The 16,018-nt window shown below is 63.9% G+C and carries 16 protein-coding genes; 4 read left to right on the top strand and 12 right to left on the bottom strand.

The window, feature by feature from the left end:
• Positions 1-8: 8 nt before the first annotated feature.
• The 7 genes from CAY82_RS21545 to CAY82_RS21515 all read right to left on the bottom strand — a co-directional run bounded on the left by CAY82_RS21545 (position 9) and on the right by CAY82_RS21515 (position 7,167).
• Positions 9-374 carry a Na+/H+ antiporter subunit G gene (locus CAY82_RS21545; protein ID WP_087502977.1) on the bottom strand — a complete coding sequence of 122 codons (366 nt, stop codon included), beginning with the start codon at positions 372-374 and terminating at the stop codon, positions 9-11.
• Positions 371-649, bottom strand: coding sequence for a K+/H+ antiporter subunit F (locus CAY82_RS21540; RefSeq protein WP_003259015.1), 279 nt, complete (start codon positions 647-649; stop codon positions 371-373). Before CAY82_RS21540 ends, CAY82_RS21545 begins: the two co-directional genes overlap by 4 nt.
• On the bottom strand, positions 646-1,134 hold the full coding sequence (locus CAY82_RS21535; protein WP_087502976.1) for a Na+/H+ antiporter subunit E: 489 nt from the start codon (positions 1,132-1,134) through the stop codon (positions 646-648). The genes CAY82_RS21540 and CAY82_RS21535 overlap by 4 nt, the downstream gene beginning before the upstream one ends.
• The gene (locus CAY82_RS21530; RefSeq protein ID WP_087502975.1) at positions 1,131-2,810 is read right to left on the bottom strand and encodes a monovalent cation/H+ antiporter subunit D; all 1,680 of its coding nucleotides are present in this window, start codon (positions 2,808-2,810) and stop codon (positions 1,131-1,133) included. The genes CAY82_RS21535 and CAY82_RS21530 overlap by 4 nt, the downstream gene beginning before the upstream one ends.
• Positions 2,807-3,151 carry a Na+/H+ antiporter subunit C gene (locus CAY82_RS21525; protein ID WP_013971840.1) on the bottom strand — a complete coding sequence of 115 codons (345 nt, stop codon included), beginning with the start codon at positions 3,149-3,151 and terminating at the stop codon, positions 2,807-2,809. Before CAY82_RS21525 ends, CAY82_RS21530 begins: the two co-directional genes overlap by 4 nt.
• The gene (locus CAY82_RS21520; protein WP_087502974.1) at positions 3,151-6,066 is read right to left on the bottom strand and encodes a monovalent cation/H+ antiporter subunit A; all 2,916 of its coding nucleotides are present in this window, start codon (positions 6,064-6,066) and stop codon (positions 3,151-3,153) included. Before CAY82_RS21520 ends, CAY82_RS21525 begins: the two co-directional genes overlap by 1 nt.
• Before the next feature lie 150 nt (positions 6,067-6,216).
• Entirely contained in the window at positions 6,217-7,167 is a 951-nt protein-coding gene (locus CAY82_RS21515) for a DMT family transporter (RefSeq protein ID WP_087502973.1), read from the bottom strand.
• A gap of 83 nt (positions 7,168-7,250) precedes the next feature.
• Between CAY82_RS21515 and CAY82_RS21510 the strand changes: the two genes are divergently transcribed.
• Positions 7,251-7,814, top strand: coding sequence for a helix-turn-helix domain-containing protein (locus CAY82_RS21510; RefSeq protein WP_087502972.1), 564 nt, complete (start codon positions 7,251-7,253; stop codon positions 7,812-7,814).
• Between the two features lie 144 nt (positions 7,815-7,958).
• Here CAY82_RS21510 and CAY82_RS21505 read toward each other — a convergent pair whose 3' ends face one another.
• Positions 7,959-8,507: a cysteine hydrolase family protein gene (locus CAY82_RS21505; RefSeq protein ID WP_087502971.1), complete on the bottom strand. Its 549-nt coding sequence runs from the start codon at positions 8,505-8,507 to the stop codon at positions 7,959-7,961.
• A gap of 82 nt (positions 8,508-8,589) precedes the next feature.
• Between CAY82_RS21505 and CAY82_RS21500 the strand changes: the two genes are divergently transcribed.
• Both CAY82_RS21500 and CAY82_RS21495 read left to right on the top strand, forming a co-directional pair.
• Positions 8,590-9,573, top strand: coding sequence for a GlxA family transcriptional regulator (locus tag CAY82_RS21500; protein WP_087502970.1), 984 nt, complete (start codon positions 8,590-8,592; stop codon positions 9,571-9,573).
• A gap of 106 nt (positions 9,574-9,679) precedes the next feature.
• Entirely contained in the window at positions 9,680-10,060 is a 381-nt protein-coding gene (locus CAY82_RS21495; RefSeq protein ID WP_087502969.1) for an antibiotic biosynthesis monooxygenase, read from the top strand.
• Here the strand turns inward: CAY82_RS21495 and CAY82_RS21490 are convergent.
• Together CAY82_RS21490 and CAY82_RS21485 are read right to left on the bottom strand one after the other, a co-directional pair.
• A complete protein-coding gene (locus tag CAY82_RS21490) occupies positions 10,039-10,809 on the bottom strand; it encodes a S9 family peptidase (RefSeq protein ID WP_087502968.1) in 771 nt (256 codons plus the stop codon). The genes CAY82_RS21495 and CAY82_RS21490 overlap by 22 nt on opposite strands.
• Positions 10,793-11,911 carry a DUF3182 family protein gene (locus CAY82_RS21485; protein WP_087502967.1) on the bottom strand — a complete coding sequence of 373 codons (1,119 nt, stop codon included), beginning with the start codon at positions 11,909-11,911 and terminating at the stop codon, positions 10,793-10,795. Before CAY82_RS21485 ends, CAY82_RS21490 begins: the two co-directional genes overlap by 17 nt.
• A gap of 220 nt (positions 11,912-12,131) precedes the next feature.
• Here CAY82_RS21485 and CAY82_RS21480 point away from each other — a divergent pair, with 220 nt between their 5' ends.
• Positions 12,132-13,940 (top strand): aminopeptidase P family protein, encoded by a 1,809-nt coding sequence (locus CAY82_RS21480; RefSeq protein WP_087502966.1) that lies wholly within the window; start codon positions 12,132-12,134, stop codon positions 13,938-13,940.
• Positions 13,941-13,978: 38 nt separating this feature from the next.
• On the opposite strand, the gene CAY82_RS21475 is transcribed toward CAY82_RS21480, so the two are convergent.
• Complete coding sequence (locus CAY82_RS21475; protein WP_025338390.1) at positions 13,979-14,260, bottom strand: hypothetical protein; 282 nt, start codon at positions 14,258-14,260, stop codon at positions 13,979-13,981.
• A gap of 190 nt (positions 14,261-14,450) precedes the next feature.
• Complete coding sequence (gene rhtA / locus CAY82_RS21470) at positions 14,451-15,338, bottom strand: threonine/homoserine exporter RhtA (RefSeq protein ID WP_087502965.1); 888 nt, start codon at positions 15,336-15,338, stop codon at positions 14,451-14,453.
• Positions 15,339-16,018 lie beyond the last annotated feature (680 nt).

Below are 16,018 nucleotides of genomic sequence, written 5' to 3'. Positions count from 1 at the left end.
GCGACCGTTCAGTTGCCGCGATCGCGGCCGCTGCTGACTTCTTCAGGTACCGGTTCTTTCGCCATGCGCTTGCGGAACAGCGCCGCCCGGGCCAGCAACAGCGTGGTCACCGGTACGGTGATCGACAGCAGGATCGGAATCAGCCAGGCGTGCAGCACCGGCGCTTCCTTGAGCCAGGAAAAGTAGATGATCGAGGCCATTGCCACGCACCAGGCACCAATGGTCGAGGCCAGTGCCGGCGGGTGCATGCGCTGGAAGTAATCCTTCAGGCGCAACAGGCCCACGGAACCGATCAGGGCGAACAGGCTGCCGGTCAGCAGCAGCGCGGCGGTGACCAGCTCCAGCCAGAAGGGGAGTTCGAGGGTTTCAGTCATTCGATCACCTCACCGCGCAGCAGGAACTTGGCCAATGCAAACGAGCCAACGAAACCGAACAGCGCAATCAGCAGGGCACCTTCGAAGTAGGTGTCACTGGCATAACGGATTCCCAGCACCAGCATGGTCAGCATGGCCAGGATGTACAGGTAGTCCAGCGCCAGGACCCGGTCCTGCGCGGACGGACCGCGGAACAGCCGGATCAGCGCCAGGGCCATGGCCAGGGCGAAGATGAACAGGCTGGCGAGGACAGCATTGGCGAGCAGGCCTGTCATTGGAAAATCTCCATCAGCGGGCGTTCGTAGGTGTCCTTGAAGTGCTGGATGAACACCGCCTCATCGTCCAGGTCGAACACATGCAGCAGCAATACGCTGCGGTCCAGCGCCAGTTCGGACCAGACCGTGCCGGGCACCACCGTGGTAATCATCGACAATGCCGCCAGGCCATGCGGGTCACGCAGGGCCAGTGGGATGTGCACGAACGCCGAGCGTGGCGGCTGCTTGCCGGCACGCAGCACGCCCCGGGCAACCAGCAGGTTGGACATGATCACATCGATGCCGACCCGGCCAATCAGCCGGGCAATGGCTAGCGGCCGCCGCACATGGGCATGCTGTGGGCGCAGCGGTGCCATCAGCAACGGTGCCAGCACGCCGAGCGCGGCAGCCAGTAACAGATTGCCGGGGCTGACCGAGAGGTTCAGCAACAGCCACAGTGCGAACAGTGAAACCGATAACAGCGGTGCGGGGAACAATCGATTCATGGCTGCACCTGTACGTCGGGCGAGGTGGGGCCAGGAACCGGCCGGGCGGCCATCACCGCTTCGATATAGGCGTCGGGGGCCTGCAGGCTGGCGGCGGTGTCCTGGGTGTAGCGCAGCAGCGGTTCAGCCTTGAAGCTGAGAATGATGCAAAGCGCGAGCAGGATGACGATGGGCAGGCATTCATAACGGCGCAGCACCGGCGACGGGCGCTCCTCTGGCTTCCAGAAACGCTGGATGCCGACGCGGCCGAACGCGATCAGCGAAGCCATGCCAGAGAGGACCAGCAACGTCACCAGGCCCCAGCCCGCAGTGCCCAGTGGTTGCTCGGGTGGCGCGCCCAGCCCCTGTGGGTTGAACAGCGCGCTGATCAGGTTGAGCTTGCCGACAAAGCCAGACAGCGGCGGCATGCCGATGATCAGCAGGGCGCAGGCGATGAAGCTGAGGCCGAGGAAGGCCATGGTCCAGGGGATGATCTGGCCGATCACCACCTTTTGCTCATCGTCGAGGTTGATGCCCTTGGGCGGGTGCAGTGATTCCAGCGGTGGCGGCATGGCGTCTTCTTCGTCGTCCAGTGGCGCTTCGTTGGCCGAGCGCGAACGCTCGACCAACTCGGCGAGCAGGAACAGTGCGCACAGCGCCAGTGTCGAGTTGACCAGGTAGAACAACGCCGCACCGGTCAGCGCCGATTGAGCAAAGCCGACGGCACCGAGCAGGGTGCCGGCCGAGACCAGGATGCTGAGGGCGGCCATGCGCTCCAGGCGCTGCGCGGCCAGGATCGACACCGCCGCCACCGCCAGGGTGACCAGGCCGCCGTACACCAGCCATTCACCACCGAAGTGCGCCGAGGCCCCGGCCTGCCCGGAGAACAGCAGGGTCCACAGGCGCAGCACGGCATAAAGGCCGACCTTGGTCATGATGGCAAACAGCGCCGCCACCGGTGCGCTGGCCGAGGCATAGGCCGGCACCAGCCAGAAGTTCAGCGGCCAGATGCCGGCCTTGACCAGGAAGGCCATGGCCAGGATCGCCGCGCCAGCGTGCAACAGGCCACGGTCGACCTCCGGTACCAGCGGAATCTTCAGGGCCAGGTCGGCCATGTTCAGGGTGCCGGTCACGCCATACAGCATCGCTGCGCCGATCAGGAACAGTGACGAGGCGAACAGGTTGACGGCAATGTAGTGCAGGCCGGCACGCACCCGGGCGCGGCCCGATCCATGCAGCAGCAAGCCGTAGGAGGCGGCCAGCAGCACTTCGAAGAACACGAACAGGTTGAACAGGTCGGCGGTGAGGAAGGCGCCGTACAGGCCCATCAGCTGGATCTGGAACAGCGCGTGGAAGCTTGCTCCGGCACCGTCCCAGCGGGCTCGGGCAAACAGCAGGGTGCTGAAGCCGATAATGCCGGTGAGGGTCAGCAGCAGGGCTGACAGATGGTCGACCACCAGCACGATGCCGAACGGCGCCGGCCAGTTGCCCGGCAGGTAGACACCGATCGATTCCGCCTGGCCCTGGGTGCGCACCCACAGTAGCAGGCTGACCGCGATGGCCAGGCCGGCGAAGGTCGACAACAGGTTCAGCCGGGCCTTGATCTGCCGGTGTTTTTCGCCCAGCAGCAACATCAATGCCGCTGTCACCAGCGGCAGCAGGATGGGCGCGATGATCAGTTGGCTCATGCCACTCATTCGTCACGCTCCCGGCCATCCACGTGGTCGGTACCGGTCAGGCCGCGCGATGCCAGTAACACCACCAGGAACAGCGCGGTCATGGCAAAGCTGATGACGATGGCGGTAAGCACCAGGGCCTGCGGCAGCGGGTCGGTGTAGTGCAGCAGGTCCTGGGGCACGCCGTCCTTGATGATCGGTTCCTTGCCGATGAACAGGCTGCCCATGCTGAAGATGAACAGGTTGACCCCGTACGACAGCAGGCACAGGCCCATGATCACCTGGTAGGTCCGCGGGCGCAGGATCAGCCACACCCCCGAGGCGGCCAGCACGCCGATGGCGACTGCAATCACTTCTTCCATCAGGCGGCTCCTGCTTGGCTGGTTTTCGCCGGGTTGGCCGGGCGGTAGGCGCGCACCGACTGGTGCGCCAGGGCGGTGAGGATCAGCAGGGTCGAGCCGACCACCACGGTGAATACGCCGACATCGAAGAACAGCGCGCTGGCCACGTGCACATCACCGAGCAACGGCAGGTGCAGGTGGGCGGTATGGGTGGTGAGGAACGGGTAGCCCAGCATCATGGCGCCCACCCCGGTCAGGGTTGCACACAGCAGACCGGTGCCCATCCAGCGCAGTGGGCGCAGGCTCATCTGCGCCTCGACCCATTGGGTGCCGGCCACCATGTACTGCAGGATGAACGCCACTGACATCACCAGCCCGGCGACAAAGCCGCCACCGGGCTGGTTGTGGCCACGCATGAACAGGTACATCGACACCAGCAGGGCGATCGGCAGCAGCAGGCGCACCAGCACCGCAGGCACCATCATGAAGCCCAGGGCGGTATCGGTGGCATGCCGCGGGTTGATCAGGTCGGTGACCACATCGGGTGCCAGCAGGCGCTGCTGCGCCGGCAGTTGCATGCTTTCCTTCGGCGGGCGGAAGCGCCGCAGCAGGGCGAACACGGTTAGCGCCACGGCCACCAGCACGGTGATTTCACCGAGGGTATCGAAGCCACGGAAGTCGACCAGCATGACATTGACCACGTTGGTGCCGCCGCCTTGGGGCAGCGCCCGGCTCAGGTAGAACGAGGAAATGTCGTTGGGCGTCGGCCGGGTCAGCATGGCGTAGGACAGCACGGCCATGCCGCCACCTACCAGCATCGCCAGCAGCAGGTCGCGCAGGCGGCGCATGCGCGCGCGCTCCAGGCTACCCGGCAGCGGCGATACACCTTCGATCCGCCGTGGCAGCCAGCGCAGGCCGAGCAGGATCAGTACGGTGGTGACCACCTCTACTACCAGCTGGGTCAAGGCCAGGTCGGGCGCGGAGAACCAGACGAAGGTGATGCAGGTCATCAGGCCGCAGACGCTGACCATGATCAACGCCGCCAAGCGGTGATACTTGGCCTGGTAGGCGGCACCGATGGCGCAGGCAATCGCGATCAGCCACAGCGCGACGAACACGCCCGAGCCCGGAATCTTCGGCCGGTCGCCCCAGCTCAGACCGCTGTAGAGCATGGGTGTGAGGCCGGCGAGCAAGGCGGCAAGCACCAGCATGAACAGCTGCGACTGCAGGCGGCGGCTGGTGAGCAGGCGCTCGATGCGCCGCGCCAGCAGCATCAACTGCACCTGGCCGTGCTCGAACAGGCGCTTGCCGTTGAAGCGCTCGATCACCGGTGGGTAGGGGAAACGGCCCAGGCGCAGCTGCTTGCGCAGCAACAGGTACAGCACGATACCGCCGCTCATGGCCACCAGGCTCATGATCAGCGGCGCGTTCCAGCCGTGCCAGATGGCCAGGCTGTATTCCGGCAGGGTGCCGCCCACCACCGGAAGGGCCGCGGCGGCCAGCAGCGGGCCGACCGACTGGGCAGGAAAGATGCCCACTACCAGGCAGGTGAGCACCAGCAGCTCGACCGGTGCGCGCATCCAGCGTGGCGGTTCGTGCGGGGTATGCGGGAGGTCCTGCGCGGTGGGGCCGAAGAACACATCGACTGTGAAGCGCAAGGCATAGGCAACGCTGAAAGTGCCGGCCAAGGTGGCGATCACCGGCAGTGTCGCCTCGACCCAGGCGGTGGAGGTGATGAACACCGTTTCGGCGAAGAACATCTCCTTGGACAGGAAGCCGTTCATCAACGGCACGCCGGCCATCGAGGCGCTGGCCACCATGGCCAGGGTGGCGGTGTATGGCACCAGGCGGATCAGCCCGCTGAGGCGGCGGATGTCACGGGTGCCGCTTTCGTGGTCGATGATGCCGGCAGCCATGAACAACGAGGCCTTGAAGGTGGCGTGGTTGAGAATGTGAAACACCGCTGCGACGGCGGCCAGTGGGCTGTTCAGGCCCAGCAGCAGGGTAATCAGGCCCAGGTGGCTGATGGTCGAATACGCCAGCAGGCCCTTGAGGTCGTTCTGGAACATGGCGGCGAAGGCGCCGAGCAGCAGGGTGAGGGCGCCGGCACCGCCGACGATCCAGAACCACTCCTCGCTGCCCGACAGCACCGGCCATAGGCGCGCCAGCAGGAACACCCCGGCCTTGACCATGGTCGCCGAGTGCAGGTAGGCCGATACCGGGGTGGGCGCTGCCATGGCGTGGGGCAGCCAGAACTGGAAGGGGAATTGTGCGCTCTTGCTCAGGGCGCCGATGAGGATCAGCGGCAGCAGCACCGGGTACAGCGCATGCTGGCGGATGGTATCGCCGGCAGCCAGGACCTTGTCCAGGTCGTAGCTGCCGACCACATGGCCGAGCAGCAGGGCACCCACCAACAGGCACAAACCGCCTGCGCCCGTGACCATCAGCGCCATGTAGGCGCCGCGGCGAGCGTCGGCACGGTGATGCCAGTAGCCGATCAGCAGGAAGGAGAACAGGCTGGTGAGTTCCCAGAAGAACACCAGCTGGATCAGGTTGCCGGAGATTACCAGGCCGAGCATGGCGCCCATGAAGGCGAGGAAGAAGGCGAAGAAGCGTGGTACCGGGTCCTGAGGCGACATGTAGTAGCGGGCATACAGCGACACCAACGCACCGATGCCCAGCACCAACAGCGAGAACAGCCAGGCGAAGCCGTCCATGCGCAACACAAGGTTCAACCCCAGGCTGGGTAGCCAGAGGAGCTCTTCGCGAATCACGCCACCGTGGGCAACCTGAGGGTACAGCAGTGCTACCTGGACAGTGCCGGCCAGGGCCACGAGCCCGGCGAGAATGGACTCCGCGTTACGTGCGTTGTGCGGCAGCACGGCTGCCAGGCAACTGCCCACGAACGGCAGAAGCAATAGCACTATCAATGACATAGCGTTCTATTCTGGAGAAGTTTGCAAAGAATCATACGTGTCGAGGGGGTGATCACCAACACGCAAGCTGTCGCAGAATCCTACAAACAAGCTGTGACAAGCTGTTTTTTTATAACAGTTTTTTACAAAGCATAGCCGCAGTTGGCGGCTTCACAGGCTGGCCTGGCGTTCGCCTTCATCCTGCACTTCTCGTGCTTTGGTCGCTTCGCGCGGCCGGCGCACCTTGAGCTCGCTGACCACCACTGCGATCACGATCAGCAGGCCGCCGAGCAGTGCCACGCCCGGCAGGCGCTCACCGGCGATGCGCCCGACGATCCCGGCCCACACCGGTTCGCCGGCATAGATGAGGGTGGCGCGGGTGGGCGAGACCGACTTCTGCGCCCAGTTCATTGCCACCTGGATCACCGCGCTCATGGCGCCCAGGCCCACGGCACTGGTCAGCAGCAGCCAGGAGAAGTCGGGTATGCGCTCCTGGGTCGGAACAACCATCAGGAATGCCAGCAGCGAAGCGGTCGCCAGTTGCACCACGGTGACCCGACGCACATCGACCTGGCCGGCGTAGCGGCTGATCAGGATGATTTCGCCGGCGATGGCCACCGCGCTGACCAGGGTCACCAACTCGCCCTCGCTGAAGTGCAGGCTGCCGCCCTCCGGCCCGGCCAGCAGCATCAGGCCGGTGAACGCCAGGCCTATACCGACGCTGGCCATCAGGCCGGGGCGTCGGCCCAGTACCAGCCATTGCAGCAGTGGTACGAACGGCACGTACAGGGCTGTGATGAACGCCGACTGGCTGCTGCTGATGGTTTGCAGGCCCATGGTCTGCAGGCCGTAGCCGAGCATGATCGACACGCCGATCAGCATGCCGGCCTTCAGCTCGGTCAAGGTCAGCCCCGGCAGCGCCCGGGCCGAGACCACACCAACGAACAGGGCGGCTGCAGCGAAGCGCAGGCCGACGAAGAACATCGGGCCGCTGACGCTCATCACGTTATGCACCAGCAGGAAGGTGCCGCCCCACAGCATGGTGATGAACACCAGCACCAGTTCGGCCTTGCTCAGGCGAAAGGTAATGGCAGAGGTCGGCTTGCTGCTGGGCTGGGTCATGGTCTTGCGCACTCGGAGGGGGCGGCGCACAATCGCCGCAAAATGGGCAGTATACTGCGCAATATCGATCAGTGAGCAATATAGTGCACAAAGATTCCTTGCACCGGGCATCGGTGCTGCAGCATGTCAGTCTCAATGTACGTCGCCTGCGCAATGCCGCGGGTATGAGCCAGACGGCGTTGGCCGAGCGCTCCGGGGTCAGCCGGCGCATGCTGGTGGCGATAGAGGCGGGCGAAAGGAATGTCAGCCTGACCACCCTCGACCTGGTTGCCGAAGCCTTGGGCGTTGCTTTCAGTACCCTGATCCAGGCACCTGACCAGCGTGACCCTGGGCGTATCGAAGAGTTGGCCTGGGCCGGTGAGCACCCGCAGAGCCGGGCGGTGCTGCTGGGCAGCAGTGTGGCAAGGCGCGAGGTGGAACTTTGGGAATGGACGCTGGCACCAGGCGAGTGCTATTGCAGCGAGGCTGATGCCGAAGGCTGGAGCGAGCAGATCTATGTGGCCGAAGGACAGTTGACGCTGATTATCGAAGGGGCCGAGCATCGCTTGCAGGTCGGGCAGTTCCATGTGTTTCCCAGCAACTGCCGGTATGCCTATCGCAACGATGGGGTGGTTGCGGTGCGGTTTGTGCGCAATGTGGTGATTTGAGGTAGCAGGTTTTGGGGCTGCTGCGCAGCCCATCGCGATGCAAGGCCGCTCCCACAGGTGCCGCGCAAATCTGATGTCTGGCACGGTACCTGTGGGAGCGGCCTTGCGTCGCGATGGGGCGCAAAGCGCCCCCAAATCCACTGATCAGCTATTCAGCAACTCATCGGTCCTGACCACCTTGGCATAGGCAAACGCCAACGCCGCCATCACTGAATCATGCACCTGAGCCGCCGGTACCTGCTTGCCATCGAACTCCAGTGGCAGCGTTGCGCAGGCATCGTGCGCCACGGTCACGTCATAGCCCAGATCGGCCGCAGCACGGGTGGCGGCGTCGACGCACATGTGGCTCATGCTGCCGACGATTGTCAGGGCTTCGACACCATGCAGGTCCAGCGTGTGTTCCAGGTCAGTACCGAGGAAGGCATTGACCTTGTGCTTGAGTATCACTGGCTCGCCCGCCAGCGGTTCGACCTTGGCGTGGATGGCCGCACCCTGCGAGCCTGGCGCGAAGAACGGCGCATCGGCGCTGTCGAACTCATGGCGCACATGCACCACCAGGTCGTCCCTTTGACGCGCCGCCGCCAGCAGGCGGGCGGCATTGTCAGCCGCCTGCTCGGCGCCATCGAGGGTCCATTTGCCGCCCGGGAAGTAGTCGTTCTGGATGTCGATGATGATCAGCGCCTGCTTGCTCATGCTGCCTCCTGTGGCAGTGGTCGTTGGATGACGTTAGTTATAGGCTGTGCGCACTGACCTGAGGATTGGCGCGAACGACACTATGCGGGCAAAAACTGACAACCCTGCCAGACTGGACATCGGCCTGCTGCTGTACCCCGGTGCGCAACGTGCTGCCGTGCATGGGTTGGCCGACCTGTTCCTGGTGGCCAACCGGGTGGCTGCCGAACTGGGGGCCGTCGAGTTGCCAGCGGTGCGTGTCAGCTTCTGGCAGGCAGACGAGTCGGGGCAGTTGCAGCCTGCCCCAGAGAGCCCACCTGCCGTCGCGTCCGAGCTGCGGGTACTGATCATTCCGCCGAGCCTGGAGTCGGCACCGCATGGTGAGCTGCTCGAGCGCCATCGCGCTTCATTGTGCCAGTTGCACCGAAGTGGCACGGTGCTGGCGTCGGTGTGCATCGGGGTGTTCTTCATTGCCGCCAGCGGCCTGCTCGACGGGCGCCCGGCCTGTACTCATCGGAATTACGTGCATTCGCTTGCCCAGCGCTTTCCCAAGGTGCAAGTCGAAGCCCAGCAGTTGTTGCTGGACGATGGTGATATTGTCACCACGGCCGGGTTGATGGCCTGGACCGACCTGGGCTTACGCTTGCTGGAGCGCTTCATGGGCGCGACGGTGGCGCGGGAAACTGCCCGCTACCTGGCGGTCGATCCGCTCGCGGCGCCGTTGCCTGGTGCAGTGTTCAACCCGCGCCTGGACCATGGTGACGAGGCGGTTCTGAAAGTGCAGCACTGGTTGCAGGGCAATGCAGGGCAGGATGCCGACCTGGCCAGCATGGCTGCATGCGCGGGGCTGGAGGAGCGCACCTTCCTGCGGCGTTTTCGTGTTGCCACGGGGCTACGGCCGACCGAGTACTGCCAGCAGGTGAGGGTGGGGCGGGCGTGCCGCTTGCTGGAATTTACCCGGCGCAATGTCGAGCAGATCGCCTGGGGTGTCGGTTACCAGGACCCAGGTGCGTTTCGCAAGGTGTTTCAGCGCATCACCGGCCTGACCCCGAGTGATTACCGGCGGCGTTTCGCGGTATCGGGTTAGGCCGTTCGAGGCGTTCCCGGGGCGGAAAACTCTTGACCTTGACATAGCTTGAGGTTTTACCCTGCTCGACATCGCGCTGCGTGCGCCCGTCACCAGGAGACCATTCATGACGGCAACGTCTCATGCCCTGTGGTTTACCCAGATGATCGAATATGAAGTGCCCGGCAGTTGCCAGCTGGCGTTGGCCCAGGCGCTGGTGGCGCGCAGCGAAGAGCTGGCCGCGCGCTGCGAAGGGTTGCAGGGTGTCAGCATCCAGGCCAGTGACGATGGCAGCCGGGTGCTGCAGTACCTGCAATGGCAGTCCCGCCAGGCGTGGGCGGCGGCGGCCGTGTATTTCGTCGAGGAGCCGTTTCTTGAACTGCTTGGCCGGTATCAGGCGCGTGGCGTCAACTTTGCCGCGTACCAGACCCTGCGCAGCCTGGTACGCGGTGCCGATGGCGGCCTGCATTGTCAGGTGGGTGAGCCTCAGGCATACCAGGGGGCGTAGTGGGGGTAACGGTCCAGGCGAGCGCCAATGACCATTTCGCTGACCCATGCCGCCAGGATCGAGCTGTAGGCTTTTTGGCTTGCTTCGCTGGACAGCGCATGGTCGGCACCGTCGACGATGCGGTAAGTGAGCGAATGAGCGCTGACGAATGCCGAGCGGTAGCTCATCAACGTGCTGTGCGGCACGTAGTCGTCCTGCTCTGACTCCACCAGCAGTACATCGCCACCGAACTCGGCACAGGCTGCCAGTGCGCGGTTGTCCGCCGGGCCGAGTGGGCGCTGGCGGTAGGCGTTCAGCCGTTGCCGGTCGAGGGTATGCTTGGGGAGGTTCCATTCGTCGTCCCAGTACATGGCGGGTACCCGTAGGGCCAGCCACTTGACCGACCGCTCGCGGGTCAGCAGGGTGGCCAGGTAGCCGCCATAGCTGCTGCCGATGATGGCGATGGCGTTGTTGTCGACGGCCGGGTGGTTTACCAGCCGGTCGTAGGCCACCAGCAGGTCCTTGAGGTTCTGTTCGCGGGTGACCGTCAGCCGTTGGCTTTCGGTTTTTTCGTGGCCGCGCAGGTCGAAGGTCATGCACACGCAGCCCAGTCCGGTGATATGCCGGGCACGGGCCAGGTCGCGTTGCTGGCTGCCACCCCAGCCATGGACGAAGAGGATGCCCGGCATCTTGCTGCCGGGGCTGACCAGGGTGCCGACGATGCTGTCATCCTCGACCTGCAGTTCAATGGTCTCACTCTGGATGGTCATGTTCGCGAATCCGCGCAAATTTGCTGAGTTGTCCGAGTTCACTGTCGTTTCCTTGGTAATAGAGGGAGGCGTCAGCCGGCAGCTCAGGGGTGCCGAACACTTCATGGGTGGAGGCACGCACCCGCTGCAATGCCGGGTCGTCGGCAAACGCCTGCAAGGCCAGCAGCTCGGCACTGCTGGCGCCGCCCAGGCGCCAGGATTGTTCGAGCACGCCGCTGCGCAGGTGGCCCTGGGAGTTCACGCCGCGGGCGATGTCGTAGTTGCGCCGTGAGGCGATGAAGCCGGGGAAGTGCTGCTCGGCAGCCTGTTCGTAGGCCATCGCCTGGTTGATGGCCAGGCGCAGTGGGTCGTCCAGCGGCAACTGCAGCAGTGCCCGGTAGTCACCGCGCACTACCACCAGGTCGGAGCCGCCGTACACTTCCGTGCCCTGATGGTCGCGGGTCAGTTGCTGCGTGCCGTAATAGCTGCAGGTCAGGCCGGCGACGCGTACCTGACCGACGCTGAAGGTTTGCACCTTGCTCAGGTCTTCTTCGAGCACCAGCCCCCATAGTGCAAGGTCCTGATCGTCCATGCCGGCCAGCAGTGGTTCCAGTTCATCCACCGTGGTGACGACCTGTTGGCCACGGCCTGCACAGGCCAGCACTGGCTTGATCCGCAATGGGCCGTCCGCCAGCAACAGCTGTGCGGCGGTGCGCGCATCGGCCTTGCTGAACACGGTGTAGCCGCGCAGCAGGGCATCGCTGGCTTGTCGGGCGAAGTCATCGGTCCAGCCCGGCGGGAAACTGGCCCCGGCGGGCAGCGGGTGGGAGATCGCCTTGGTCGCCATGTAGGGGTGTGCGACCAGTCCACCGAACAGGTCCTGCTCGCTGCAGATACCCAGGGCGGCATGGCGCTTGGGATCGACCAGGGTTTCGGTGGGCAGGTAGTAGTAGCCATCGGCGGCGCTTGGTGGCTGGCTGGGCTGCACGTGCGGGCAGCCCAACAGGCGGGCCAGGCCATCGGCAAGTTTCAGATGCACGGCATGCTCGTGGTCAGGTGTGTGCGCGCGGGTGTCGAGCAGCACCACGCCGCTTTTAGGGGCGCAGGCATTGGGCATGGTCATTTGCCTGTGTGCAATGAATGTACTGTGTGTGAAGCCGGTGTTCTGGGGAAGTTCAGCGGAACTTGATCGGTGGTCCTGGCCCTGCTGTAGGAAATGTCCGGTTTGCCCAAGGCGTGGCGGGCAATGCATGCCGTGGCTCGGTCGTCACGATTGCAGGGCTTCGGCGGCTGTTTCATTATCGGCACACTGGATCAACCGTGATGTAGCCGCAGGAGAGCGCATGAACGTTCAGACCACCCTTGGACAAAGCGTGCCGCAGCGCCTGGCGCAGGTACGCCGGATAATGGCCGCGGAGGGCATCGATGCCTTGCTGGTACCTTCGGCCGACCCCCATCTTTCCGAATACCTGCCCGGTTACTGGCAGGGGCGTCAGTGGCTGTCGGGTTTCCATGGCTCGGTCGGCACGCTGGTGGTCACGGCTGGCTTTGCCGGGTTGTGGGTCGATAGCCGTTACTGGGAGCAGGCGGAGCATGAGTTGGCGGGCAGTGGCATCGAGTTGATGAAGCTGGTGCCGGGCAAGCCTGGCGCGCTGGAATGGCTGGGCGATCACGTCGAGCCCAATGGCAGCGTGGCGGTAGATGGTGCAGTCATGGCCCTGGCTTCGGCGCGCCAGCTGGGCGACCGGCTGAAGGCGCGCGGCGCGCGACTGGTGACTGACAAGGACCTGCTGAAGCAGGTCTGGGCAGAGCGCCCGGCGCTGCCAGGCAACCCGGTCTACCAGCATTTGCCACCGCACGCCACGGTGAGCCGGGCGGAAAAACTGGCGCAGTTGCGCCAGAGCGCACAGGCCAAGGGCGCCGACTGGCATTTCATCGCTACCCTGGATGACATCGCCTGGCTGTTCAACCTGCGCGGTAGCGATGTGTCCTACAACCCGGTGTTCGTCGCCTTTGCCTTGATCAGCCAGCAGCAGGCCATCCTGTTCGTGGGCTCGGACAAGGTTGATGAGCACCTGAGGCAGGTACTGGCGGCCGACGGTATCGAGGTGCGCGATTACGCCAAAGCAGGCGAGGCCCTTGCCGCCATGCCGGCCGGCAGTCGATTGCTGGTCGATCCGGCCCGGGTAACCTGCGGCCTGCTGGATAAGCTGCCTGCCGGGGTCGAACTGGTCGAGGGGCTCAACCCAACTACATTGAGCAAAGCGTGCAAAAGTGAAGACGACCTTGAACACATCCGCCGTGTGATGGAGCAGGACGGCGCGGCCTTGTGCGAGTTCTTCGCCTGGTTCGAGGCCAGCCTCGGGCGGGAAGTGATTACCGAGCTTACCGTCGACGAGCAATTGAGTGCAGCGCGTGCCCGACGCCCAGGTTTCGTGTCGTTGAGCTTCTCGACCATTGCCGCCTTCAATGGCAATGGCGCGATGCCGCATTACCGTGCCACCGAGCAGTCGCATGCGGTCATCGAGGGTGATGGTTTGCTGCTGATCGATTCGGGCGGGCAGTATCTGGGCGGTACCACTGACATTACCCGCATGGTGCCGGTAGGCAACCCGAGCCTTGCGCAGAAGCAGGATTGCACGCGCGTGCTCAAGGGCATGATCGCCCTGTCGCGCACCACCTTCCCGCGTGGCGTGCTGTCGCCGTTGCTCGACGCCATTGCCCGCGCACCGATCTGGGCTGACCAGGTGGATTACGGCCACGGCACCGGGCATGGGGTGGGTTACTTCATGAACGTGCACGAGGGGCCGCAAGTAATTGCCTACCAGGCGGCGCCGACGCCGCAGACCGCGATGCAGGCGGGCATGATCAGCTCGATCGAGCCGGGCACCTACCGCCCGGGGCAGTGGGGGGTGCGCATCGAGAACCTGGTGGTCAACCGCGAGGCCGGCAAGAGCGCCTTCGGCGACTTCCTGAACTTCGAGACCTTGACGCTGTGCCCGATCGACACCCGCTGCTTGTTGCCCGAGCTGCTGGCCAGGGACGAACTGGACTGGTTGAACGGCTATCACGCCAGGGTGCGCGAGCGCCTGGCGCCCTTGCTCAAGGGCGAAGCGCTGGCCTGGCTGGAGGCGCGTACCGCGCCTTTGTAAGGCAAATGAAAAGGGCAGCTTGCGAGCTGCCCTTTTTTCTATTTGCAGATGACGATCATGCTGCGGCTGGTGTAACCCGCAGGGTTTATGCCGAACAAGTAGTCTCCGGGTTCTTCATCGCTGTCTCCCGAGCGTGCAATGACCCGGTAGCCGCGCGTGCTGCAGGAGCTTGCGGCTTTGCTGTAGCAGTTGTCCCACGAGGAAGAAAGGCCGGAGCAATTGATATGCAGGCCCTTCTTGCCCCTTTTGACCTCAGTCTTGGCTGTGGCGGCACATCCAGCAATAGCCAAGATGGCCAGGATGAGCAAAATACGTTTCATTCCTGTCCTTAAATGCAGGGCGGATCAGCTGTCTGGCCCCGTCGTTATCGCTTTGGTTCTTCCTGAAACTTCCCCAGCGTCCGTGTCCGGCCCAGTAGATAGCGTAAAGATGATGATTTTGTGACAGCTTAATCAGCGAGGCGGGTCGCTACAATCACTAATCCCGTCTCAAATGAAAATATTTCTCATATCAATCTGCAGCGACGGCCGGGCTGGGCTCCTTGCGCATGGACAGGGTGGTGCCCACCGATGCGGCAATGATTGCCAGAATAGCCAGCCACTGGGTAATCGTCAGCACCTCGCCCAGGAACAGCAGACCGGACAGTGCGCCGAATGCTGGTTCGATGCTCATCAGGGTGCCGAAAGTGCGTGCCGGGATGCGCGTGAGGGCAACCATTTCCAGGCTGTAGGGCAGGGCGGTGGACAGTACCGCGACGCCCAGGGCCATGGGGATCAGGGCGGGCGTGAGCAATGCGCTGCCGGCGTGGGCAATACCGATGGGGGCAACGAACAGCGCGGCGACCACAACGCCCAGCGCGGCACTCTGGATACCATGTTCAGCCCCGGCACGCTGCCCGAACAGGATATACAGCGCCCAGCATACGCCCGCGCCCAGGGCATAGGCGACGCCGACCGGGTCGAGGGCCTGCCCGCCATGGCCCGCCGGCAGCAACAGCAGCAGGCCAGCGATGGCCAGGGCAATCCACAGGAAGTCGATCGGCCGGCGCGAAGAGAAGATCGCCACGGCCAGCGGGCCGGTGAACTCCAGTGCCACGGCGATACCGATAGGTACCGTTTGCAGGGCCATATAGAAGAGGAAGTTCATGCCGCCAAGCGCCATACCGTAGATAATGACGTTGCGCAGGGTGTTACGGGTCATGCGCACACGCCATGGGCGCAGGATGAGCAGCATGATGACGCTGGCGAAGATCAGCCGCAGGGTGGTGGTGCCTTGGGCGCCGACGAGGGGGAACATGGTTTTGGCCAGAGAGGCGCCGGACTGTATGGATGCCATGGCGATGAGCAGCAGGCCGATCGGGAAGAGGGTGGCGGCCAGGCTGCGGGGCTGGGTGTTCATTTCTGTGCTGCGATCCTTGAGCGGGGTTGGGGTGAGCAATATAGTGCGCAATTACGGCGTGTGGGGGCAAGGTGCCCGGCGTTGTTATTTCGGCGCCTGTGAGATCGAGCGCCGCCCGCGCGGCGCTTCGCGGGACAAGCCCGCTCCCACATTTGTTGCAACGTGCCAAACCTGTCAGGCCATGGTTGCCTGCTTTGTTGGCCTGACGATGTCTCCCCGTTGGCGCGGCTGCCGCCCCACATGTCTTTAGTCATGCGCCAAGGCTGACGACCATGGCCTCACAGGCATGGCCACGTTGCAACAAATGTGGGAGCGGGCTTGTCCCGCGAAGCGCCGCGCGGGCGGCGCTCGATCTCATAGGCGCTGAAGGTGTTGTGGCGAGCACCTGGTGGCCCTGACGCGGTCTTTTCCAAAAAGATTCTAAATTATTGAAATTAAAGGTTGACCTCCTGAAAAGCCGCCCTATAATGCGCACCACTCCAACGCGGTAGCGAAGCAAAGCCAGCCACCCTGTTGAGTCAAGTGTTTGAAGCTAAACGAGTTTCTCGCAAAAAACTTCAAAATAAACGCTTGACAGCAAATGAGGAAAGCGTAGAATGCGCGCCTCGGTTGAGACGAAAAGCTCTTAACCAAACGCTCTTTAACAAATCGAATCAAGCAATTCGTGTGGGTGCTTGTGA

The sequence above is a fragment of the Pseudomonas sp. SID14000 genome, from assembly GCF_002165135.1.
Taxonomy (GTDB): Bacteria; Pseudomonadota; Gammaproteobacteria; order Pseudomonadales; family Pseudomonadaceae; genus Aquipseudomonas.
Note: the sequence above shows the minus strand (reverse complement) of the source record. Positions and strands in the feature narration are given on the sequence as shown.